Raw genomic sequence first — 20,690 nt, 5'->3', positions numbered from 1 at the left:
TGTCCCTTTTCTAATCAGCCATTACAGGGGCAATTTATTATGACGAGCATTTTGACAAACATCGCAGCGATGACTGCACTCCAGACCCTGCGCTCCATCGGCCAGAACATGGAAGCCACGCAGGACCGCGTGTCCTCCGGCCAGCGCGTCCGGGAAGCTTCCGACAATGCCGCTTACTGGTCCATCGCGACCACGATGCGTTCGGATAATGGCGCCCTTTCCGCCGTCCAGGACGCCCTCGGCCTCGGCGCTGCCAAGGTCGACACCGCCTATGCCGGCATGGAATCCTCGATCGAGGTCGTCAAGCAGATCAAGAACAAGCTGGTGGCCGCCCGCGAAGCAGGCGTCGACCGGACCAAGATCCAGGAAGAGATCTCCCAGCTGCAGGACCAGCTGAAGTCCATCTCCAGCTCCTCCTCCTTCTCCGGTGAGAACTGGCTGCAGGCCAAGATCAGCGATGGCACGGGCAACCTCTCCGACATTACCAAGGCGGTCGTCGGCTCCTTCATCCGCGATAACAGCGGCAACGTTTCCGTCAAGACCATCAATGTCGCATTGAGCAACGAGACGGTTCTGTTCGACACCTCGTCCGGCGCGGCAAAAGACAAGCAGGGTATTCTCGATGCCTACGCCGTCTATTCCTCGACGGGTTCATACAAGAACTTCGAAATCACGACAGGCGTCGGCGCCGCAAAGGCCACCACGGTTAAGGCAGCGGTGGTCTTCACCGAAGCACAGCTTAAGGGCCTGACCCCTGCCGCGGCTGCAACCCCGGTCACTGCGATTGCGGATGCGACTACCGGCTTGGTCGTTGTCGCCAACGCTTCGGCCGCAGAGAACGGCGCATACCTGAAAATCGGTGACGATCAGTATGTCAAGGTCATGGGCGACGGCACCGCAGCGACTGCCTCGACGGGCACCGGCGCCATCGACACAGCTCAGAAAGCGCTCGGCACCTCCGCAATCGGCACCACGAAAGATGGCCAAAACGTCTACCTGAGAACGGATGCCAACGGTCAGCTCGCAAAGTCACTGTCCTACTCCCTGACCTCGCTGGACATCACCAAGGATCTCGTCGGCCCCGCCACCGTGACCCTGACGCCCGAGCAGGCGCTCGACGCCATGGTTTCCTTCGTCGACAAGCAGCTCCAGAGCATGACATCCGCCGCCGCCGACCTCGGCTCGGTCAAGATGCGCATCGAATTGCAGGAAAACTTCGTCAACAAGCTGACTGACTCGCTCGACAAGGGCATCGGCCGCCTCGTCGACGCGGAAATGAACGAAGAATCCACCAAGCTGAAGGCCCTTCAGACCCAGCAGCAGCTCGCTGTTCAGGCCCTGTCGATCGCCAACAACGACTCCCAGAGCATTCTCTCGCTCTTCCGTTAATTCCGACACTCAATCGTCAAATGCGAACCGCGCCCGAAACGGCGCGGTTTTTTCGTTTTATCGCCCTCGTTTCAAAGCGATGATCGTGAAGGCCGCTCAAGGCAGCCCGTCCGGACACCGATGGCAAATATTACGTTTCAGTTTTTTAGATGGTAAGCGGCGGGCTGACCTTCAAGAAAGTAGCCGGTCAGCAGGCATGATGCTGTACGCCGCTCCCGGTGAGCCGGAATGTCCCTTTTCTAATCAGCCATTACAGGGGCAATTTATTATGACGAGCATTTTGACAAACATCGCAGCGATGACTGCACTCCAGACCCTGCGCTCCATCGGCCAGAACATGGAAGCCACGCAGGACCGCGTGTCCTCCGGCCAGCGCGTCCGGGAAGCTTCCGACAATGCCGCTTACTGGTCCATCGCGACCACGATGCGTTCGGATAATGGCGCCCTTTCCGCCGTCCAGGACGCCCTCGGCCTCGGCGCTGCCAAGGTCGACACCGCCTATGCCGGCATGGAATCCTCGATCGAGGTCGTCAAGCAGATCAAGAACAAGCTGGTGGCCGCCCGCGAAGCAGGCGTCGACCGGACCAAGATCCAGGAAGAGATCTCCCAGCTGCAGGACCAGCTGAAGTCCATCTCCAGCTCCTCCTCCTTCTCCGGTGAGAACTGGCTGCAGGCCAAGATCAGCGATGGCACGGGCAACCTCTCCGACATTACCAAGGCGGTCGTCGGCTCCTTCATCCGCGATAACAGCGGCAACGTTTCCGTCAAGACCATCAATGTCGCATTGAGCAACGAGACGGTTCTGTTCGACACCTCGTCCGGCGCGGCAAAAGACAAGCAGGGTATTCTCGATGCCTACGCCGTCTATTCCTCGACGGGTTCATACAAGAACTTCGAAATCACGACAGGCGTCGGCGCCGCAAAGGCCACCACGGTTAAGGCAGCGGTGGTCTTCACCGAAGCACAGCTTAAGGGCCTGACCCCTGCCGCGGCTGCAACCCCGGTCACTGCGATTGCGGATGCGACTACCGGCTTGGTCGTTGTCGCCAACGCTTCGGCCGCAGAGAACGGCGCATACCTGAAAATCGGTGACGATCAGTATGTCAAGGTCATGGGCGACGGCACCGCAGCGACTGCCTCGACGGGCACCGGCGCCATCGACACAGCTCAGAAAGCGCTCGGCACCTCCGCAATCGGCACCACGAAAGATGGCCAAAACGTCTACCTGAGAACGGATGCCAACGGTCAGCTCGCAAAGTCACTGTCCTACTCCCTGACCTCGCTGGACATCACCAAGGATCTCGTCGGCCCCGCCACCGTGACCCTGACGCCCGAGCAGGCGCTCGACGCCATGGTTTCCTTCGTCGACAAGCAGCTCCAGAGCATGACATCCGCCGCCGCCGACCTCGGCTCGGTCAAGATGCGCATCGAATTGCAGGAAAACTTCGTCAACAAGCTGACTGACTCGCTCGACAAGGGCATCGGCCGCCTCGTCGACGCGGAAATGAACGAAGAATCCACCAAGCTGAAGGCCCTTCAGACCCAGCAGCAGCTCGCTGTTCAGGCCCTGTCGATCGCCAACAACGACTCCCAGAGCATTCTCTCGCTCTTCCGTTAATTCCGACACTCAATCGTCAAATGCGAACCGCGCCCGAAACGGCGCGGTTTTTTCGTTATCGTTAATAGAAATTATTATTTCCTAATTTTATTAATACAGGTTTAGGCTTTGTTAACCATTCGCGCCCTAAAAACTGGTCATCGAAACGATTGGTTAACCAAGACGAAAAAGAGGTTAACAGGCATCAAGCCGCTCGATCGTTCCCGGCGGCAATCCGGAATGTCCCTTTTCATTTCAGCCAATCAAGGGGCAAATCATTATGACCAGCATTTTGACCAACGTTGCGGCCATGGCCGCCCTCCAGACTCTTCGCGCCATCGGCAGCAACATGGAAGAAACCCAGTCGCGCGTTTCCTCCGGCATGCGCGTCAAGACCGCATCCGACAATGCCGCCTACTGGTCGATCGCGACCACCATGCGTTCTGATAATGGCGCCCTCTCCGCCGTACAGGACGCTCTCGGCCTCGGCGCCGCAAAGGTTGATACCGCCTATTCCGCCATGGAAACCACCGTCGATGTCGTCAAGGAAATCAGCAAGAAGCTGGTTGCCGCCCGCGAAGCCGGCGTCGACAAGGCCAAGATCCAGGAAGAAATCCGCCAGCTTCAGGACCAGTTGAAGAGCATTGGCGAATCCGCCTCCTTCTCCGGTGAAAACTGGCTGAAGGGCAAGATCAGCGACGCCTCCGGCAATCTGACGCCCATCACCAAGCAGGTCGTCGGCTCCTTCATCCGTGACGGTGCAGGTAATGTCGCCGTCAAGACCATCAACATTCAGGTCGACAACAAGACCGCGCTTTTCGATACGACCACCGGCGCGACGAAAAACGGCATTCTCGACAGCGCCGCCTATTACTCCGATACCGGCGCTCTTCGCGATTTCGAGATCACGACAACGACGCCCGCAGGTGTCCCCACAACAACACCCTATACCGCAAAGGTGTTTACCGAAGCGCAGCTTCTCGGTTTCCCCTCGGGCACGACAACCACGGTTTCCGCCGCAGACCCGGTAACCGGCCTCGTTACAGTCGCTGCCGCCACCACTGCACGAAACAACGGCACCTACTTCAAGATCGGTGAAAACGCCGCCGGCGAAGCGCTTTACGTGAAGGCCAACAACACGGCGCCGACACCTGCCGGCACCACGGTAACCGCGATCGGCACCGGCGGAACGTCCGGCAACAATATCTATCTGGAAACCGCCGCAGCGGATTCGCAGATGGCGCAGAAGCTCGACTACTCGCTGATCGACCTCGACATCACGAAGGACCTGGCCGGCCTGACCAATTCAAAGGGACAGCCGCTGACCGAAAACGAAGGTCTCGATAACATGATCCAGTTCGTCAACACCCAGCTGGAATCGCTCATCAGCGCAAGCGCCGATCTCGGCTCGATCAAGATGCGCCTCGATCTGCAGGAAGACTTCGTCTCCAAGCTGACAGACTCCATCGACAAGGGCATCGGCCGCCTCGTCGATGCGGACATGAACGAGGAATCCACCAAGCTCAAGGCTCTCCAGACGCAGCAGCAGCTGGCGATCCAGTCGCTCTCCATCGCCAATACCAGTTCCGAAAATATCCTGTCGCTATTCCGTCAGTAAGCGGCGCCCGTTGGCTACGGGCGGTTTCGTCCCGCTCTGGCAGCAACAGAATATTCGGATGTGGAAACCGCGCTTCGCAAGGGGCGCGGTTTTCGCTTTTGCGAAGCTTTCACCAAGCGGCAACACTCCGGAATGCGGTGAGCAACATGCGGGGTGCAGGGCTTGAGTAAGCGCGCAACTTCTTGAATTGTTAAGGTAAAATGGTGCTGCTAGAGAGATTTGAACTCTCGGCCTCTCCCTTACCAAGGGAGTGCTCTACCCCTGAGCTATAGCAGCATCCGGTGCCGAAGCGATCGCTTCAGCATCAAGCGTGGCGGCCTATTGCCACAGGTTTTTGACGAGCGCAAGTCGCAAAACGATATTCTTCATCAAGCGGCGCAAAAAAGCGCCCCCCCCTGTTGAAAACAGCATTTTTCAGATATTGCTGAATCTATGACCGAACATCACGACAAACAGGTGAAGACAGCGCTCTGCGGGGACTTTTCCGCGGGCGCATCCGACGCGGCGGCCAGCGGCAAGCCGCAGGCGGGGCCCGGCGAAAAGGCGCGCCAGCGCGAGGCGGAACGGAAGGCGCGTGCCGCGAAGAAACTTCGCGAAAATCTTTTGAAGCGCAAACAACAGGTTCGCGCGCGCCGTGCCGGCGACGCAGACGACACCATTGGCCTGCCTGCCGCAAAAACGGACGAATCATCCTCATAGAGAATTCACAGCATAAAATTGAAACGCCGCGGAAATTCGTCTAAGGACGCGCCTTTCCGCAAGGCACGATAAAGAAAGGCGGGCACAGGCCCGTAGGGACGCATGGATCGCATCAGAATTACGGGTGGCAACAAGCTCAACGGCATCATCCCCATCTCCGGCGCCAAAAACGCCGCCTTGCCGCTGATGATCGCATCGCTGCTGACCAGCGATACGCTGACGCTCGAAAACGTGCCGCATCTGGCTGACGTGGAGCAGCTGATCCGTATCCTCGGCAATCACGGCGTGGATATTTCCGTGAATGGCCGCCGCGAAAGCCAGGGCGAAGCTTATTCCCGTACCGTGCATTTCACCTGCCGCACCATTGTCGATACCACCGCTCCGTACGAGCTGGTCTCCAAGATGCGTGCAAGCTTCTGGGTCATCGGCCCGCTTCTGGCGCGTGAGGGCCGCGCCCGCGTCTCCCTGCCTGGCGGCTGCGCCATCGGCACGCGTCCCGTTGACCTGTTCATCGAGGGCCTGCAGGCGCTCGGCGCGACGATGGAGATCGATGGCGGCTACATCAATGCCTCGGCCCCCAAGGGCGGCCTCATCGGCGCGGTCTATACCTTCCCCAAAGTTTCGGTTGGCGCAACGCATGTGATGCTGATGGCTGCAAGCCTTGCCCGCGGCACAACCGTCATCCACAACGCCGCCCGCGAGCCCGAGGTTGTCGATCTGGCGCACTGCCTGATCGCAATGGGCGCGAAGATCGAAGGCGCCGGCACCTCCACCATCACCATCGAAGGCGTCACCTCGCTTTCCGGCGCGCGCCACCGGGTTTTGCCCGATCGTATTGAAACCGGCACCTATGCCATGGCAGTGGCCATGACCGGCGGTGATGTGGTGCTGGAAGGCACGCGCGCATCGCTGCTCGACAATGCACTCGATACGCTCCGGCTCGCGGGCGCCACGATCAGCGAGACGGAAACCGGCCTGCGCGTGGTGCGCAACGGCAATGGCATTCAGCCGGTCGATGTCGTCACTGAACCGTTCCCCGGCTTCCCGACAGACCTGCAGGCGCAGTTCATGGCGCTGATGACCCGTTCCCAGGGCGTTTCCCACATCACCGAAACGATCTTCGAAAACCGCTTCATGCATGTGCAGGAGCTTGCCCGGCTCGGTGCGAAGATTTCGCTTTCCGGTCAGATGGCCCGCATCGAAGGCGTTTCCCGCCTCAAGGGTGCGCCTGTGATGGCGACCGATCTGCGCGCTTCCGTGTCGCTGGTCATTGCCGGCCTCGTGGCCGAGGGCGAGACCATGGTGTCGCGCGTCTATCATCTAGACCGCGGCTTCGAACGCCTCGAGGAAAAGCTCACCCGCTGCGGCGCGTTGGTCGAGCGCGTCAGCGATTGATCCATTCATAGCCGCTCATCCGTTTTCTACCCGTTGCACAGCGGGCCGGGACTGCCTATTTCCATTGTAAGTCATGGAAATAGCGGTCCGCACCGCACAAGAAGGAAGAAAAAGATGAGCGGCCTGAAATTGCTCGCGCTGGATACTGAAGATCTCTCCGTCATCTCGACCCATATGCAGGACAGTGTCTTCAAGCTGAAGGATGTTGCCTTCGAGCCGAAACACGGCCAGTTCACCTTTTCCGCCAACCGTTTCGTCTGGGAAAGCGCCGATAAAAAGCACCTGCCGCCGGAACGCTGCCGCACAGTTGTTTTCCTGAAGCGTGTCTCCGCCGTTCGTTCGCAGTCCATCAACCTGGCCGACAGGGAGCAGGTTCTTTCGCTTCTGGCGATACGTTTCACACCGAATGGCGAAGGCCCGGATGGCCTTGTGGAACTGGCCCTTTCCGGCGGCGGCACCATCGCGCTTGATGTCGAATGCATCGAGGCGCAGTTGACTGATGTGAGCGGTGCGTGGGAAACCGCCACCAAACCGCATCATCCCGACAGCGAATAAGCTTTCCGGACTGTCGGGACGGTTGCCTTTCCGTCCCGTTTCGATTTATGCCACATACCAGAGCCGCAATCGTTCTGCGGTAAGTCGTGCACCCCGTGGGGACAATGAAAGGGTAATGGCGTGGCAATCTGGCTGGAGCAGGCATCGGCTGATTTCGAAAAGAAATTCGCTGCCTTCCTGACAACCAAGAGAGAAGTTTCCGAAGACGTCAATGCGACCGTTCGCGACATCATCAATGATGTCCGACATCGCGGCGATGCGGCCCTTGCCCATTATTCCCGGAAATTCGACGGCATCGATTTTGCCGCGGTGCCGATGCGGGTAACGACTGATGAAATCGATGCGGCGATTGCCACCGTCGACACGAGCGTGATCGAAGCGCTTGAACTCGCAGCCCGGCGTATCGAAAAACACCATGCGCGACAGATGCCGAAGGACGATATCTACGAGGACGATATCGGCGTCGGCCTCGGCTCGCGCTGGACCGCAATCGAGGCCGTGGGCCTTTATGTGCCAGGCGGCACGGCCAGCTATCCAAGCTCAGTGCTGATGAATGCCGTGCCCGCCAAGGTTGCCGGTGTGGAGCGCATCGTCATGGTCGTGCCCGCGAATGGCGGCGCGGTCAATCCGGCCGTTCTGGCTGCCGCGCGTATTGCGGGCGTCGAGGAAATCTATCGCATCGGTGGCGCGCAGGCCGTGGCGGCACTGGCTTATGGCACTGAAACCATCGCGCCGGTCGCCAAGATCGTCGGCCCGGGCAATGCTTATGTGGCGGCCGCCAAGCGTCAGGTCTTCGGCACTGTCGGCATCGACATGATCGCCGGCCCTTCCGAAGTGCTTGTTATCGCCGACAGGGATAACGACCCCGACTGGCTTGCTGCCGATCTTCTGGCACAGGCGGAGCATGATCGTGGTGCACAATCCATCCTGATCACCGATGATGCCGAGCTCGGCAAGGCGGTGGAAGCAGCCGTCGAGCGGCAGCTGAAGCGTCTCTCGCGTTCCGAAACAGCAGCGGCGAGCTGGGCGGATTTCGGCGCGATCATTCTGGTCGAAAAGCTCACCGATGCCATTCCGTTGGCCAATCGGATCGCCGCCGAACACCTGGAACTTGCCATCGATGACCCGGATGCGCTAATGGCCCACATCCGCAATGCCGGGGCGATTTTTGTCGGGCGCCACACCCCCGAAGTGATCGGCGATTATGTGGGCGGTTCCAACCATGTTCTGCCGACGGCGCGCTCGGCCCGTTTTTCCTCAGGCCTTTCGGTGCTGGATTTCGTCAAGCGCACGTCCATCCTGCGCCTTGGTCCCGAGCAGCTGCGCCAGCTTGCGCCGGCAGCCATCACCCTTGCCCGTTCCGAGGGGCTGGACGCGCATGCGCGCTCCGTCTCCATCCGCCTCAACCCGGAAAGTTAAACGATGGCGTCAGGCGACTTCCGGCTCTGCGACGTGGTACTGGACGACAGCATCGGCCGGTCCACCCCCGACGTGGAGCATGAACGCGCCGTCGCCATTTTCGACCTGATCGAAGAAAATACCTTTGAGCCTGCCGGACATGACGGCGGGCCGTACCGGCTTTATATATCGCTCGTCGATTCCAAACTGGTTTTCTCCATCAAGACCGAGGACGACAGGGATGTCTCCACCCATATCCTGTCGCTGACGCCGTTCCGTCGCATCATCAAGGATTATTTCCTGATCTGCGAAAGCTATTACGAGGCGATCCGCTCTTCCACGCCGAGCCAGATCGAGGCGATCGACATGGGCCGGCGCGGCATCCACAATGACGGATCGCAGACGCTGATGGACCGGCTGTCCGGCAAGATAAAGGTGGATTTCGACACGGCGCGCCGGCTCTTCACCCTTGTCTGTGTGCTTTATTGGCGGGGTTAGAGATGAGCGATCCTGCCGCAGCGCCAAACGAGGGACGAGCGCCGAAATCGGTCCTGTTCATGTGCGGCATGAATTCCATCCGCTCCCCCATGGCCGAGGTGATCGCCAAACGATTGGTCGCGCCCGGCATCTACATCCAGTCGGCAGGTGTGCGGGCGGGCGAGCGCGACCCCTTCGTGGATGCGGTGCTGGAGGAGCAGGGTTTTTCGCTCGGCAAGCACAAACCGCGTACTCTGGACGAGATCGAGGATGATTTTTTCGATCTGATCATTACATTAACACCAGAAGCTCATCACGCCGCACTGGAACTGACGCGCTCGAACTCTCTCGATGTGGTCTATTGGCCCACCATGGATCCGACGGTGGTCACTGGCACGCGGGAGCAAATACTCGACGCCTATCGTGAGGTGCGGGACCATCTTGCAAAACTGATTGCCGAACGCCTGCCGAAGCGGCAACAGCCGGTGGCGGATACGCTTTCAAAAGACTGAAAACTGCCTCGGCCTGTTAAAATCGATCGCGATTTTCAAGCCGATGCTTTAGAGGTTCACAAATGTGCCGGGATTGTGTAGTTTCCGCGCAATTTTCCCGGACAGGACACGGTCCGGCACTATCAACAGGAAGAAAACCCTTACATGACAAAAGAAGAAGTCCTTGAATTCCCGGGCATCGTAACCGAATTGCTGCCGAACGCAACATTCCGCGTGAAGCTTGAGAACGACCATGAAATCATCGCCCATACGGCGGGCCGCATGCGCAAGAACCGCATCCGTGTTCTCGCAGGCGACAAGGTTCTGGTCGAAATGACGCCTTACGACCTGACCAAGGGCCGCATCACCTATCGCTTCAAGTAATCCGTTTCCGCATCCTACGCCCGGCAGCGCAATGACGAATTCAAAACAAAAGCTCGTTCTGGCTTCTGGATCGCCGCGGCGTCTGGAGCTGCTGCATCAGATCGGCATCGAGCCGGCTCGCCTGATGCCGATGGATATTGACGAGACGCCTGTCAAGCTCGAGCATCCGCGAACGCTCTGCCGCCGTCTTTCCTTGCAGAAAGCGGAAGCGGCACAGGCGGCGCTGAAAAACGAGCAGGCCTGGAAGGACGCCTATGTTCTGGGGTCCGACACGGTCGTTGCTGTCGGTCGACGTATCGTGGGCAAGGCCGAATATACGGAAGAGGCTTCAGCAGCCCTGCATCTTCTTTCCGGGCGCAGCCATTGGGTCTATACCGGCATCTGCCTCGTAACCCCGGGCGGCAAGATCCGGCAGAAGGTGGCGGAGACCAAGGTACGCTTCAAACGCCTGTCGACCCGTGAGATCGATGCCTATATCGCTTCCGGGCAATGGCGCGGCAAAGCGGGCGCTTATGGCATTCAGGGCATCGCCGGTGCGTTCGTGCAGAAATTGACGGGCTCTTACACCAATGTCGTCGGTCTGCCGCTCTATGAGACCATGTCGCTTCTTGCCGGTGAAGGGTTCGAGGTGACGTCTGGCTGGCTGGAGGGATAGGCTGTGGCAAAATCCTCCACCGAAGGCGCTGGAAACGTTACGCCGCTCCGCAAATCCCAACCGTGCCCGGAATGCGGCCGACCATCGACACGGGAAGACTACCCGTTCTGCTCGGATCGCTGCCGCTCGCTCGATCTCGCCCGCTGGCTGAACGGTTCCTACGCCATTCCCGTAGCGGATGATGAGAGCAGCGCCGGCGGACGGGATGGTGACAAGAATTCCTCCGACTGAGGACATCCGCCGGACATTCCGGCGGAACCAGATATTTTAGAACTTTTACTCGCAATTGATATTCGCCGGACCGCCAATGGTCCGATAATTCGCTCCAAACCGGCTGATGCCTATAACAGACAGCCAGCAAGGTCCCATGATGGACGCAGGCCCGCAAAAGAGAGTCAGTCTCCGCGCGCTGCTTGTTGCGGTGCTCGTCGTCTGTTCCGCCATATCGGCAACGGTTCTGCTCGCCAATGACAAAAAGCATCTGAGAAGCCTGCTCACCTATCTCAATCTGGCGCCCGCTCCTCTTTCCGCCGTACCATCTGCCAGGGCAAAACCCGTCAAACGGCAGAAGCCTGCCGCGAGAACCATTTATCTGCCACCTCACCTGCTGAAATTCGAGCGCAATGGCGCCAGAGCGTCTTTCGCCCGCGATTTCATCATCTCCGGTAAAGACCTTTGCGACCGGTTCACGGCCGAAGGCTTCTCCAGCCCGAAAGGCTGGCACCCTAGTCCGGTGAATAACCGCAGCTTCGAATGTATGGCCGATCTGGGCGAGGCAACGACGGCGGACGCGGCATCGCTTTTCCTGGAAATCCGCGGCGAGGTTTCCGGGGAAATCCGGTCCGTCAGGCTGAAGGCAGTTGCGCCGCAGACATCGGCCGGGCGCGCTGTCAACGCGAAGCTTGCGGCAGCACTTGTCATGATTATCGAGCAGACCCGTTGGAGAGATATTGGCTCGGTGCTTGAACCGGCGCAGAAGATGCAACAGTATCAGGCGCGACACTTCGGCATTTCGGCTTCCGTGAAGCCGGAACCCACCGCGCCGCACCGCGTGAATGTGATTTTGCTCGCGACCGAAACTTCGGCCGGACTGAAGCTGACACGCAGCTTCTTCGATCGCGATCGATGGCTTCGCCCCGCCAGCGCGTCAGACCGCCCGACTGACTATCGTTCAGTCAAGAAAAACAGGGCAAGGTGATAAGCAGCCGGTTCATCCTATCGCCGCCAGTTTACGCCGTATTGGAGGAATCATCTCGTTTTTCTGGGCCTGGCGCTTGGCCTCCCATTGCAACGCGGTGCGGACGATGGTCGAAAGATCGTTGAAGCGCGGACGCCAACCAAATTCTGACTGGATCCGTCCCGAATCCGCCAACATGGTGGCGATGTCGCCGGCCCGGCGCGGACAGTGGATGACCGGAAAATCATGTCCGGATTCCCGCTGCACGGCATGCAGGACGTCAAGCACCGAATAACCGACGCCATAACCGCAGTTGAGCGTTCTTGTGCCGCCGCCGGCGCGCAAATGGGCCATGGCCAGCATGTGCGCTTCGATGAGGTCGCTGACATGGATATAGTCGCGAACGCCGGTGCCATCGGCTGTCGGATAATCCGTCCCGTAAACCTCCACGTGATCCCGGCGCCCGGTTGCAGCTTCGCATGCCACCTTTATGAGATTAGCGACGCCTGTTGGCGAAGGTCCGGCGCGACCCTGGGGGTCGGCTCCGGCCACGTTGAAGTAACGCAACGCCACGTAGTTGAAGTCATGTGCGCGCACGACATCGCGCAGCATGATTTCAGAAGCGAGTTTCGACAGACCGTAGGGATTTTCGGGGCTGAGGACCGCCGTTTCCGGCACCGGGCCTTCGAAAGGCTGGTTTCCATACACAGCGGCTGTGGAGGAGAAGATGAAATTGCGGATATCATTCCGCACCGCGGCAGCGACAAGCGCGCGGGTGGTGCCGGTGTTGTTTTCGTAATATTCGAGCGGCCGGCTGATGGATTCGGGAACGCTGACGGAGCCGGCGAAATGGAAAATGGTCTCGATCTGATTTTCTTCGAAAATCTGGTCGAGCAACGCGGGATCCGCCGCATCGCCGAGATAAAAACGCGCCGCTGGCGCGACGGCCCAGCGCGATCCGGTCGAAAGCCGATCGACAACGACGACTTCTTCCCCGGCATCGAGCAAAGCCCTCACCATGTGGCTTCCTATATAACCGGCCCCACCCGTGACCAGAACAGCCATGACACTACTTCCCTGTTTGCTTTTCTTGAGCTCATCAAAGCCAATAATTCTTCATCATTGATTACTTGCACAGCGAATACCCAACCAATCCTCCGCCTCTGTGAAAAGGTGGCTTACGATTGGTTAGTGCGATGCAAGGCATTTTATTTATTGTATGAAAATGTTCTCATAGACGGAACGAGGGCGCATTAGCACAAAAAAACCCGCACGTCGATGGCTACGCCGTGGGGTTGTAATTTTCGCGCTTCGGCGTGATGCCCAAAGGCGAGCCGGACAGAGGCGTGCCGATGCTATGTAGGCGCCGCGAAAGGGCAGAGATGCCGGCGAGCGAGGCTTACCGACTAAGGATGTAAGAGGCCAGCCTGTCGGCCGCGTCTTCTATCTGCCTGGGGTTGCGCAGGAAGCAGGCGCGGAGGAACAATTCTCCCCCCGGGCCGAAGGCGGTTCCGGGCGCAAGGCCGACGCCGGTCTTATCGACGATATCAATCGCGGTTGCGCGGCTGTCCGTCACTCCATCGATCTTGAGGAAGGCATAAAGAGCGCCATCCGGTTTCAGAGTTTCGACGCGGTTCGTTGCAATCAAGGCGTCACAGAGAATATCGCGTGAGGTCAAAGCGCGCTCGTAATTCTCGCGAATGAAACCATCGCCCTTGTCGAGGGCCGCGACCGCGCCGCGCTGCATGAATTGCGCCACGCCTGACGTGGAATATTGGATAAGGTTTTCGATCACCTGGCCGATGACTGGCGGAGCGACAAGCCAGCCGACCCGCCAGCCGGTCATCGACCAGTTCTTCGAGAAGGAATTGGCGAAGACGATCTTGTCGTCCGGCTCCATCACATCGAGGAAGGACGGCGCGCGGCTGCCGGAATAATGATAAAGCGCATAAATCTCGTCGGCGACGATCCAAAGATCATGTTTGCGGGCAAGCGCCAGAACATCACGGAGATTGTCTGCCGTCGCCGTCCATCCAGTCGGGTTGGAAGGCGTATTGATGAAAAGCGCCTTCGTCTTGCGGGTAATCGCGCTTTCCAGCCTGTCGATATCGAGATCCCAGCGGCCATCACGAAAATCGATGCCGACCGGAACCGCCTTCGCCCCTGCCACACCGATGGCGGCAACGATATTCGGCCATGTGGGTGAAAGATACACCATCTCGTCGCCCGGTGACGTCAATGCCTGAACGGCAAGCACAATCGCCTGCATACCTGAACCGGTCGCATAAAAATGCTCCGGCGGCAGCGATGCCGCGAAATGGCGTTCGTAATAACGGCTCAGCGCCTGGCGCAGTTCTGGAATACCGCGCTGCCAGGTATAGAAGGTCTCGCCATTGTTCAGACCATCGATGGCGGCCTGATTGATGAAGTCGGGGCTTGGCAGATCGCCTTCGCCAACCCACAGCGGCAGGAGGTTGTCCCGCCCCCGGGCGTAATTCACGACTTCGACAATACCGCTCTCGGGAGCCGCCAGAGAGCGTGCACTCAGACTGTTCAAAATGGACATTAAAGACACTCCGTTTGGTGCCTTCTTATCGCATCGCACCCGCCATGTGCATGATAATCCGTGAGGCGGCCATGGATTTTCTTTATGGATCATCCCGGCAGGAGATCGCCGGCCGCATGGGCCGGCGGTTAAACCAGATTTATCTGGCTCAGCGCGTCTTCAGCAGATCGCGAATTTCGGTAAGCAGCCTCACGTCCTCCGGCGGCGGGGCAGCTGCCGGCTTTTCCTCGACCTTCTTGCGTTCGACGGAATCGCGAAGCTTATTGACGCCCTTCACCATCAAGAAAATGATCCAGGCGAGGATGAGGAAGTTGATGAGAACGGTCAGAAAGTTACCGTAAGCGAAAACGGCGCCCTGCTCGCGGGCTGCGGCGAGCGAGGTGGCATTGACGTTAGAGCTCAGTGGCAGGAAGTAGTTCGAGAAGTCGAACCCGCCGAAGATTGCGCCGACGATAGGCATGATAAGATCGTTGACGACGGAGTCGACGATCTTGCTGAAAGCGGCACCGATAATAACACCCACGGCAAGGTCCATGACATTGCCGCGGGCAATGAAGGTTTTAAATTCGTTAAGCATTCAGATTGTCCCTCTCGTGCTTTGCGAGCTGAAGCTATGTGACTGTCCCTACACCTTCAACCATACAGATTCCCTTACACTTTTGGAATTCGTCAAGATTGCATTTATCGGGTTTTTTGCGCGCTGATCTTGAACTTTATGATCAGACCGCGCTCATTCTCAATGGCGCGGATTTCGCCTATGCTTGATATCAGGAAACTCTTGCATGGGAGGATGCGTGCTTCCTGGGTGGATCATATTCGGTTCGGCTTTCGCCTATATCCTGCTGCTGTTTGCTGTTGCGAGCTACGGGGACAGGAAGAGCCGTAAGAGAAACGCGCCGAAAAAGGGGCGTCCGTTCGTCTATGCGCTCAGCCTTGCGATCTATTGCACCTCCTGGACCTATTTTGGTGGTGTTGGGCTTGCAGCCGACAAGGGACTGGAATTTCTTGGCATCTATACCGGGCCTATCCTTGCCTTCACCCTTGGCATGCCAATCATCCGACGCATCGTTGAGCTTGCCAAAACGGAAAAACTGACCTCGGTTGCAGACTTCATTGCCGCCCGTTATGGCAAGAATTCCACCGTGGCGATGATTGTCGCCATCATCGCGCTCGTCGGCGCCATTCCCTATATCGCGCTGCAGCTGAAAGCGGTTTCCAGCTCGGTGGCGACGATGGTCGACCCCGGTGATTATGGCATCGGCAGCGGCAACCTCTACTTCCTCGATCTGCCGCTTGTTGTCACCATTGTCATGGCGGGCTTCGCCGTCATGTTCGGCACCCGCCACACGGATGCAACCGAACATCAGGACGGGCTCATACTGGCGATCTCGATGGAATCGCTGGTCAAGCTCGTCGCCATGTGCACCGTCGGCTTCTATGTGCTCTTCGTGCTCTTCGATGGTCCCGCGCATCTATGGCAGCTCGCCTCCGCCAATGAACAGGCGATGCAGGCCATCTCCTATCACACGCCCGTCAGCCGCTGGATCGTCATGACCCTGCTTTCCGGCTTCGCCATCATCCTGCTGCCGCGTCAGTTCCATGTCACAGTCGTGGAAAACCGGACGCCGGAAGAGTTGCGCATGGCGGGGTTCCTGCTACCGCTCTATCTCATCGCCATCAACATCTTCGTACTGCCGATCGCTCTTGCCGGCATTCTGACGCTCGGCGCCAATGGCGACGCCGATCTCTACGTGCTGCAATTGCCGCTCAACCATCAGATGCCGGTCGTGTCCCTGATCACCTTCATCGGCGGTTTTTCGGCCGCGACCGCGATGGTGATCGTCGCGTCGGTCGCGCTGTCGATCATGATTTCCAATGACATTGTCATGCCGATCTTCCTGCGACAGAAGCTGTTGAATCGCTCACCGCACCGGGACAACTTCGCCAAGACCCTGCTCAACATCCGCAGAACGGCGATCTTTGCCGTTATGCTGCTGGGTTATGGTTATTACCGCGCCGCCGACAGCGCCACGGGTCTCGCCTCCATCGGCCTGCTGGCCTTCGCTGCGATTGCCCAGATGGCCCCTGCCCTTTTCGGCGGCCTCTTCTGGCGGCGGGCCAATGCGCGCGGCGCAATCGCGGGGTTGAGTTCCGGCTTCTTCGTCTGGGCCTATCTGCTTTTCCTGCCGAGCTTCGGCGGGCCTGACAATTCCGAGGTTGCGGCGAATATTCTCGGTTTCCTGTTTTCCGGCAGCACCGTGTTCAACGGGCCTGAAGCCGATCCATTCGTGAATGCAGTCATTCTCAGTCTTCTCGTCAACAGCATGGCGCTTGTACTCGGCTCGCTTTCGCGCAATCCAAGACCGGTAGAACGAATTCAGTCCGGCATCTTCGTCAAGCGTCATTCAAAATCGCAATTCGCCACCCGCGGCTGGAAAACGCGTGTCAGCGTCGGCGATCTGAAAAGCGCGATCGCCCGCTATCTCGGCGAAGAGCGCATGCTCCGTTCATTGGCCACCTATGAAAAAACGGCCGGCAGAAAGCTGAATGACGACCAGCCGGCGGACATGGCGCTGATCCACTTCTCCGAACAGTTACTCGGCAGCGCCATCGGCTCTTCCTCCGCCCGCCTGGTGCTCTCGATCATTCTGCAGAAGGCGGAAGACACCAGCGCAGACACGGCGTGGCTGCTCGACCAGGCAAGCGAAGCGCTGCAGTATAATCAGGACATGTTGCAGACGGCGCTGGCGCAGATGGACCAGGGTATCGCCGTTTTCGATAGCTCCCAGCAACTGACGATCTGGAACCGGCGCTTTCGCACTCTTCTGGACCTGCCCGAGCAGTTCGGCCAGGTGGGCGTACCACTAACCGACATCGTCTCCATGCTGCAGGAACGAGGCGACATGCCGGCCGGTGATACGGAACAGTTGATCACCAGCTTTCTGACCATGGACCTGCCATTCCCTCTGGTGCTGGCGGGCGGCGAACGCATCATCGAGGTGCGCTCCAACACGATGCCGGACAAGGGCATTGTCGCAACCTTCACCGACATTACCCAGAGGGTGGCAAGCGATCAGGCGCTGAAACAGGCTAATGAAACGCTGGAACAGCGCGTGGTGGAGCGGACCGCCGAACTGACCCGCGTCAACCGCGCGCTGGCTGAGGCGAGAGCGGCAGCCGACGAGGCGAATATCGGCAAGACGCGGTTTTTCGCCGCCGCCGGCCACGATATTCTCCAGCCACTGAATGCCGCCCGTCTCTATTCATCCTCGCTGGTCGAACGGCTCGGAGAATCGGGAGAAAGCGAACTCGTGCAGAATATCGATTCGGCGCTGGAATCGGTCGAGACCATCCTTGGTGCGGTGCTCGATATTTCCCGTCTGGACACCGGCTCGATGAAGGCGCGCATGACGTCCGTTCCGCTGAACGACTTGCTGAAGCGGATCGAGACCGATTTTGCGCCGATGGCGCAGGAGAAGAACCTCGACCTCGTGGTCATGCCGACTTCGCTGACGGTACGGTCTGATCCCAACCTCCTGCGGCGTCTGATACAGAACCTGGTTTCCAACGCCATCAAATACACGTTGAAGGGCAAAGTGGTTGTCGGCGCGCGCCGCCGGGGCGGCGAAGTGGTCATTCAGGTGACGGACTCCGGCATCGGCATACCCGCCTCCAAATTCCGCACGGTTTTCAAGGAATTCGCCCGGCTGGACGAAGGTGCAAAAACGGCCTCGGGGCTCGGCCTTGGCCTTTCCATCGTCGACCGGTTGTCGCGCATGCTGCACCATCCGGTTCAACTGATTTCCACGCCGGGCAAGGGCACGACGTTCCGTATTCACCTCACGCGTGAGGAAGATCGTGTCGCACCCGCGAAGTCGGGCGGCCCCATCGCCAATCCTGCTGCGAGCGATCGCCTCCAGGGCGTGCGGGTGCTGTGCATCGATAACGAGCCGAAAATCCTTGAGGGCATGACGCTGTTGCTGACGGGATGGGGCTGCGACGTTTTACCAGCGGGATCCGTGGCGGTGCTGGAAGAACCATTTCTTTCTCTGACCGCAGCACCCGACGTCATCGTCGCTGATTATCATCTTGATGATGGCGATGGCATTAGCGCCATCCGCCTCATCAGGACATTTTATGGCAGAACGATCCCGGCTCTGCTGGTAACGGCGGATCGCAGCCCGGAAGTGCGCAGCGATGCCGAAAAATACGGAATTGCCGTCCAGCACAAACCGGTGAAACCGGCGGCGCTGCGCGCCTATATCAACCAGATATCCAGTACCGTGCGGGCAGCGGCCGAGTAAAAACTCCCGGACCTTGCGATCCGGGAGCGGTATCTATCTTCAAAAACCGGCGTATCAGGCCGCTTGATTGTACCGGTCTCGGCCTGTCGCCGAACCCTGCTCCATCTGGAACCGCTGCACGAGTTCGAGAAGCGCTTTTACTTCACCGGACAGTATCATGCTGGCCGCGCTTGACTGTTCGGCAAGCGCTGCGTTCTGCTGGGTCATCTGGTCCATCTGGTTGACGGAACTGTTGACGTTGTGAAGTGCGGAAGACTGATCCTGCGTTGCCGTCGCAATGGTTTCGACATGCTGGCTGACGGTAACGATCTGCTGGCTGATGGCGGAAAGAACCGTGCCCGCCTCCTGCACCAGCTTCGACCCGGAACTGACCTCATGCGTCGACTGGTTGATGAGCTGCTTGATCTCGCGGGCTGCGTCGGCGGAGCGCTGGGCAAGCTCGCGCACTTCCTGCGCCACGACGGCGAAGCCCTTGCCGGCCTCACCAGCACGTGCGGCCTCGATACCGGCATTGAGCGCCAGAAGATTGGTCTGGAAAGCAATGTCGTCGATGACCTCGATGATCTGTTCGATCTTGCGCGAGGCATCTTCGATGCGGCCCATGGCGTCGACGGCATTGCTGACGACCGAACCGGAGCTGTCGGCGCTCTGCTTGGTAATGCGAACGGCCTCATTGGCCTCGCGCGCCCTTTCAGCCGATGACTTGACGGTAGCGGTGATTTCCTCGACAGCGGCAGCGGTCTCCTCCAGCGAGGCGGCCTGGTTTTCGGTCCGCTTCGACAGATCGACCGAAGATTGCTCGATTTCGATACCGCTGTGCTGAATGATGAGCGTGCGCTCCCGGATCTGGCCCAGCGCATCCCGCAGGTTGAGCAGGGAACTGTTGAAGTCCGTGCGCAGCCGGTCGAGGCGACCTGAGAAGGGCGTATCAATCGTACGGCTGAGATCGCCACGCGATAGCCTGCCGAGACCGGACGCAATCTCGTCGACCGCGAATTCGATCTGGCCGTCCAGCTCCCGTTTCTCGGCGTCATTGCGGTAACGTTCGGATTCGGCCGCAGCACGTTCCTCGGCGCTCTTGCCCTCAATCGCCAGTTTCTCAAGTGCATTTTCGCGGAAAATCACCAAAGCGCGGGCAATGTTGCCAAACTCATTGGTGTTGGTGGCATAGGGGATCGGTGTATCGAGATTGCCGTCCGAAAGGGACTTCACTGCATCGGTCAGCTTGCCCAGGGGCTGAAGCGTACGCTTGATGACGAAATAGGCGAGCAAACCGACGCCAAGCATGGCGAGCCCGCCACAGATCAGCATCATGTCGCGCAGGCTGTATATCTGCGCATCGTAGACATCCATGGGAACACCCACGAACAGAATGCCGACGGTTGCGCCGGTTTTGTTCGTAACGGGCATATAACCCGTCATGTAGCTGGTGCCGAACAGCGTCGCGGTGCCAAAATAGGATTCACCCTTGGAGACTTTTTCGAAAGCGGGATGATCGGTCGCAAGCTTGGTTCCTGCTGCTCTCTCGCCCTTTTCGTTCTTCAGATTGGTGGTCATGCGAATGAATTCGCCGCCTCTGGCTTCAAAAACAGTGGAGATGCCACCGTTTCCGGCTGCGGTGCGGTCGACGAGATCATTATCGCGCATCGTTCCGATGCTGGCGCGGCCCACGCTCTTGAGGTCGCCATCCACCAATTCGAGGGCAACACCGCCAACTTTCAGTTCGTAAAGGATCGCCATGCTGCGCATTGCGCTGTGCGTATCACGCAGCGCGGTGGTGATGATATTGTCCTTCAAGCGAATGTAAGTCGAAAAACCAACCGCCGCCACGCTGAGCGCGATCAGACCGATCGTCAAAGCTACGACCTTGCCAGCAACGGACTTAAAGAGCCGGTTGTGCATGAAACAGTTCCCCAAAGCCAAACTTATAAAAGTTCTAATGGGCAACTGTTAAAAAAACGCGAAGTGCCGGCGAAGGGGGCGGT

At 58.8% G+C, this 20,690-nt stretch carries 18 protein-coding genes and 1 tRNA gene; 14 read left to right on the top strand and 5 right to left on the bottom strand.

All coding sequences use genetic code 11. The annotated features are described in order from the left end of the window. The first annotated feature begins 39 nt into the window (after positions 1 to 39). From EGT36_RS09225 to EGT36_RS09215, 3 genes are all read left to right on the top strand, one after another. Positions 40 to 1,389 (top strand): flagellin N-terminal helical domain-containing protein, encoded by a 1,350-nt coding sequence (locus EGT36_RS09225; RefSeq protein ID WP_125270319.1) that lies wholly within the window; start codon positions 40 to 42, stop codon positions 1,387 to 1,389. A 268-nt stretch (positions 1,390 to 1,657) separates the two neighbouring features. Further along, positions 1,658 to 3,007, top strand: coding sequence for a flagellin N-terminal helical domain-containing protein (locus EGT36_RS09220; RefSeq protein ID WP_125270319.1), 1,350 nt, complete (start codon positions 1,658 to 1,660; stop codon positions 3,005 to 3,007). A gap of 259 nt (positions 3,008 to 3,266) precedes the next feature. Next, the gene (locus tag EGT36_RS09215; RefSeq protein WP_004439930.1) at positions 3,267 to 4,604 is read left to right on the top strand and encodes a flagellin N-terminal helical domain-containing protein; all 1,338 of its coding nucleotides are present in this window, start codon (positions 3,267 to 3,269) and stop codon (positions 4,602 to 4,604) included. Positions 4,605 to 4,805: 201 nt separating this feature from the next. Here the strand turns inward: EGT36_RS09215 and EGT36_RS09210 are convergent. Beyond that, positions 4,806 to 4,880: transfer RNA gene (locus EGT36_RS09210), tRNA-Thr, on the bottom strand. A gap of 156 nt (positions 4,881 to 5,036) precedes the next feature. Between EGT36_RS09210 and EGT36_RS09205 the strand changes: the two genes are divergently transcribed. From EGT36_RS09205 to EGT36_RS09160, 10 genes are all read left to right on the top strand, one after another. Then, positions 5,037 to 5,303, top strand: a complete 267-nt coding sequence (locus EGT36_RS09205; RefSeq protein WP_004439927.1) for a hypothetical protein — start codon at positions 5,037 to 5,039, stop codon at positions 5,301 to 5,303. A gap of 102 nt (positions 5,304 to 5,405) precedes the next feature. Then, a complete protein-coding gene (gene murA, locus EGT36_RS09200; RefSeq protein WP_004439925.1) occupies positions 5,406 to 6,698 on the top strand; it encodes a UDP-N-acetylglucosamine 1-carboxyvinyltransferase in 1,293 nt (430 codons plus the stop codon). Positions 6,699 to 6,812: 114 nt separating this feature from the next. Then, positions 6,813 to 7,253 carry a DUF2948 family protein gene (locus EGT36_RS09195; protein WP_004439923.1) on the top strand — a complete coding sequence of 147 codons (441 nt, stop codon included), beginning with the start codon at positions 6,813 to 6,815 and terminating at the stop codon, positions 7,251 to 7,253. 120 nt (positions 7,254 to 7,373) lie between these two features. Beyond that, the gene (gene hisD, locus EGT36_RS09190; RefSeq protein ID WP_037092356.1) at positions 7,374 to 8,672 is read left to right on the top strand and encodes a histidinol dehydrogenase; all 1,299 of its coding nucleotides are present in this window, start codon (positions 7,374 to 7,376) and stop codon (positions 8,670 to 8,672) included. Positions 8,673 to 8,675: 3 nt separating this feature from the next. Then, complete coding sequence (locus EGT36_RS09185; protein ID WP_004439916.1) at positions 8,676 to 9,149, top strand: UPF0262 family protein; 474 nt, start codon at positions 8,676 to 8,678, stop codon at positions 9,147 to 9,149. 2 nt (positions 9,150 to 9,151) lie between these two features. Then, entirely contained in the window at positions 9,152 to 9,640 is a 489-nt protein-coding gene (locus EGT36_RS09180; protein ID WP_022555605.1) for an arsenate-mycothiol transferase ArsC, read from the top strand. A 144-nt stretch (positions 9,641 to 9,784) separates the two neighbouring features. Next, positions 9,785 to 10,003, top strand: a complete 219-nt coding sequence (gene infA, locus EGT36_RS09175; RefSeq protein WP_003503453.1) for a translation initiation factor IF-1 — start codon at positions 9,785 to 9,787, stop codon at positions 10,001 to 10,003. Positions 10,004 to 10,034: 31 nt separating this feature from the next. Continuing rightward, positions 10,035 to 10,658, top strand: coding sequence for a Maf-like protein (locus EGT36_RS09170; protein ID WP_004439909.1), 624 nt, complete (start codon positions 10,035 to 10,037; stop codon positions 10,656 to 10,658). A 3-nt stretch (positions 10,659 to 10,661) separates the two neighbouring features. Continuing rightward, positions 10,662 to 10,889, top strand: a complete 228-nt coding sequence (gene yacG / locus EGT36_RS09165) for a DNA gyrase inhibitor YacG (protein WP_004439907.1) — start codon at positions 10,662 to 10,664, stop codon at positions 10,887 to 10,889. A 139-nt stretch (positions 10,890 to 11,028) separates the two neighbouring features. Next, positions 11,029 to 11,856 carry a DUF6030 family protein gene (locus EGT36_RS09160; protein ID WP_037092426.1) on the top strand — a complete coding sequence of 276 codons (828 nt, stop codon included), beginning with the start codon at positions 11,029 to 11,031 and terminating at the stop codon, positions 11,854 to 11,856. A 12-nt stretch (positions 11,857 to 11,868) separates the two neighbouring features. On the opposite strand, the gene galE is transcribed toward EGT36_RS09160, so the two are convergent. The 3 genes from galE to mscL form a co-directional block, all read right to left on the bottom strand. Next, positions 11,869 to 12,900: a UDP-glucose 4-epimerase GalE gene (gene galE, locus EGT36_RS09155; RefSeq protein ID WP_125270318.1), complete on the bottom strand. Its 1,032-nt coding sequence runs from the start codon at positions 12,898 to 12,900 to the stop codon at positions 11,869 to 11,871. Positions 12,901 to 13,234: 334 nt separating this feature from the next. Next, positions 13,235 to 14,401, bottom strand: a complete 1,167-nt coding sequence (locus EGT36_RS09150; RefSeq protein WP_006697663.1) for a pyridoxal phosphate-dependent aminotransferase — start codon at positions 14,399 to 14,401, stop codon at positions 13,235 to 13,237. A gap of 148 nt (positions 14,402 to 14,549) precedes the next feature. Beyond that, entirely contained in the window at positions 14,550 to 14,978 is a 429-nt protein-coding gene (mscL, locus tag EGT36_RS09145) for a large conductance mechanosensitive channel protein MscL (protein ID WP_004439896.1), read from the bottom strand. Between the two features lie 217 nt (positions 14,979 to 15,195). Between mscL and EGT36_RS09140 the strand changes: the two genes are divergently transcribed. Then, positions 15,196 to 18,705 (top strand): PAS domain-containing hybrid sensor histidine kinase/response regulator, encoded by a 3,510-nt coding sequence (locus tag EGT36_RS09140; RefSeq protein ID WP_125270578.1) that lies wholly within the window; start codon positions 15,196 to 15,198, stop codon positions 18,703 to 18,705. Between the two features lie 54 nt (positions 18,706 to 18,759). Here EGT36_RS09140 and EGT36_RS09135 read toward each other — a convergent pair whose 3' ends face one another. Next, positions 18,760 to 20,607, bottom strand: coding sequence for a methyl-accepting chemotaxis protein (locus EGT36_RS09135; protein ID WP_006697661.1), 1,848 nt, complete (start codon positions 20,605 to 20,607; stop codon positions 18,760 to 18,762). Positions 20,608 to 20,690 lie beyond the last annotated feature (83 nt).

Origin of the sequence: Agrobacterium sp. FDAARGOS_525 (assembly GCF_003938925.1) — a bacterium.
Taxonomy (GTDB): domain Bacteria; phylum Pseudomonadota; class Alphaproteobacteria; order Rhizobiales; family Rhizobiaceae; genus Agrobacterium; species Agrobacterium pusense.
Note: the sequence above shows the minus strand (reverse complement) of the source record. Positions and strands in the feature narration are given on the sequence as shown.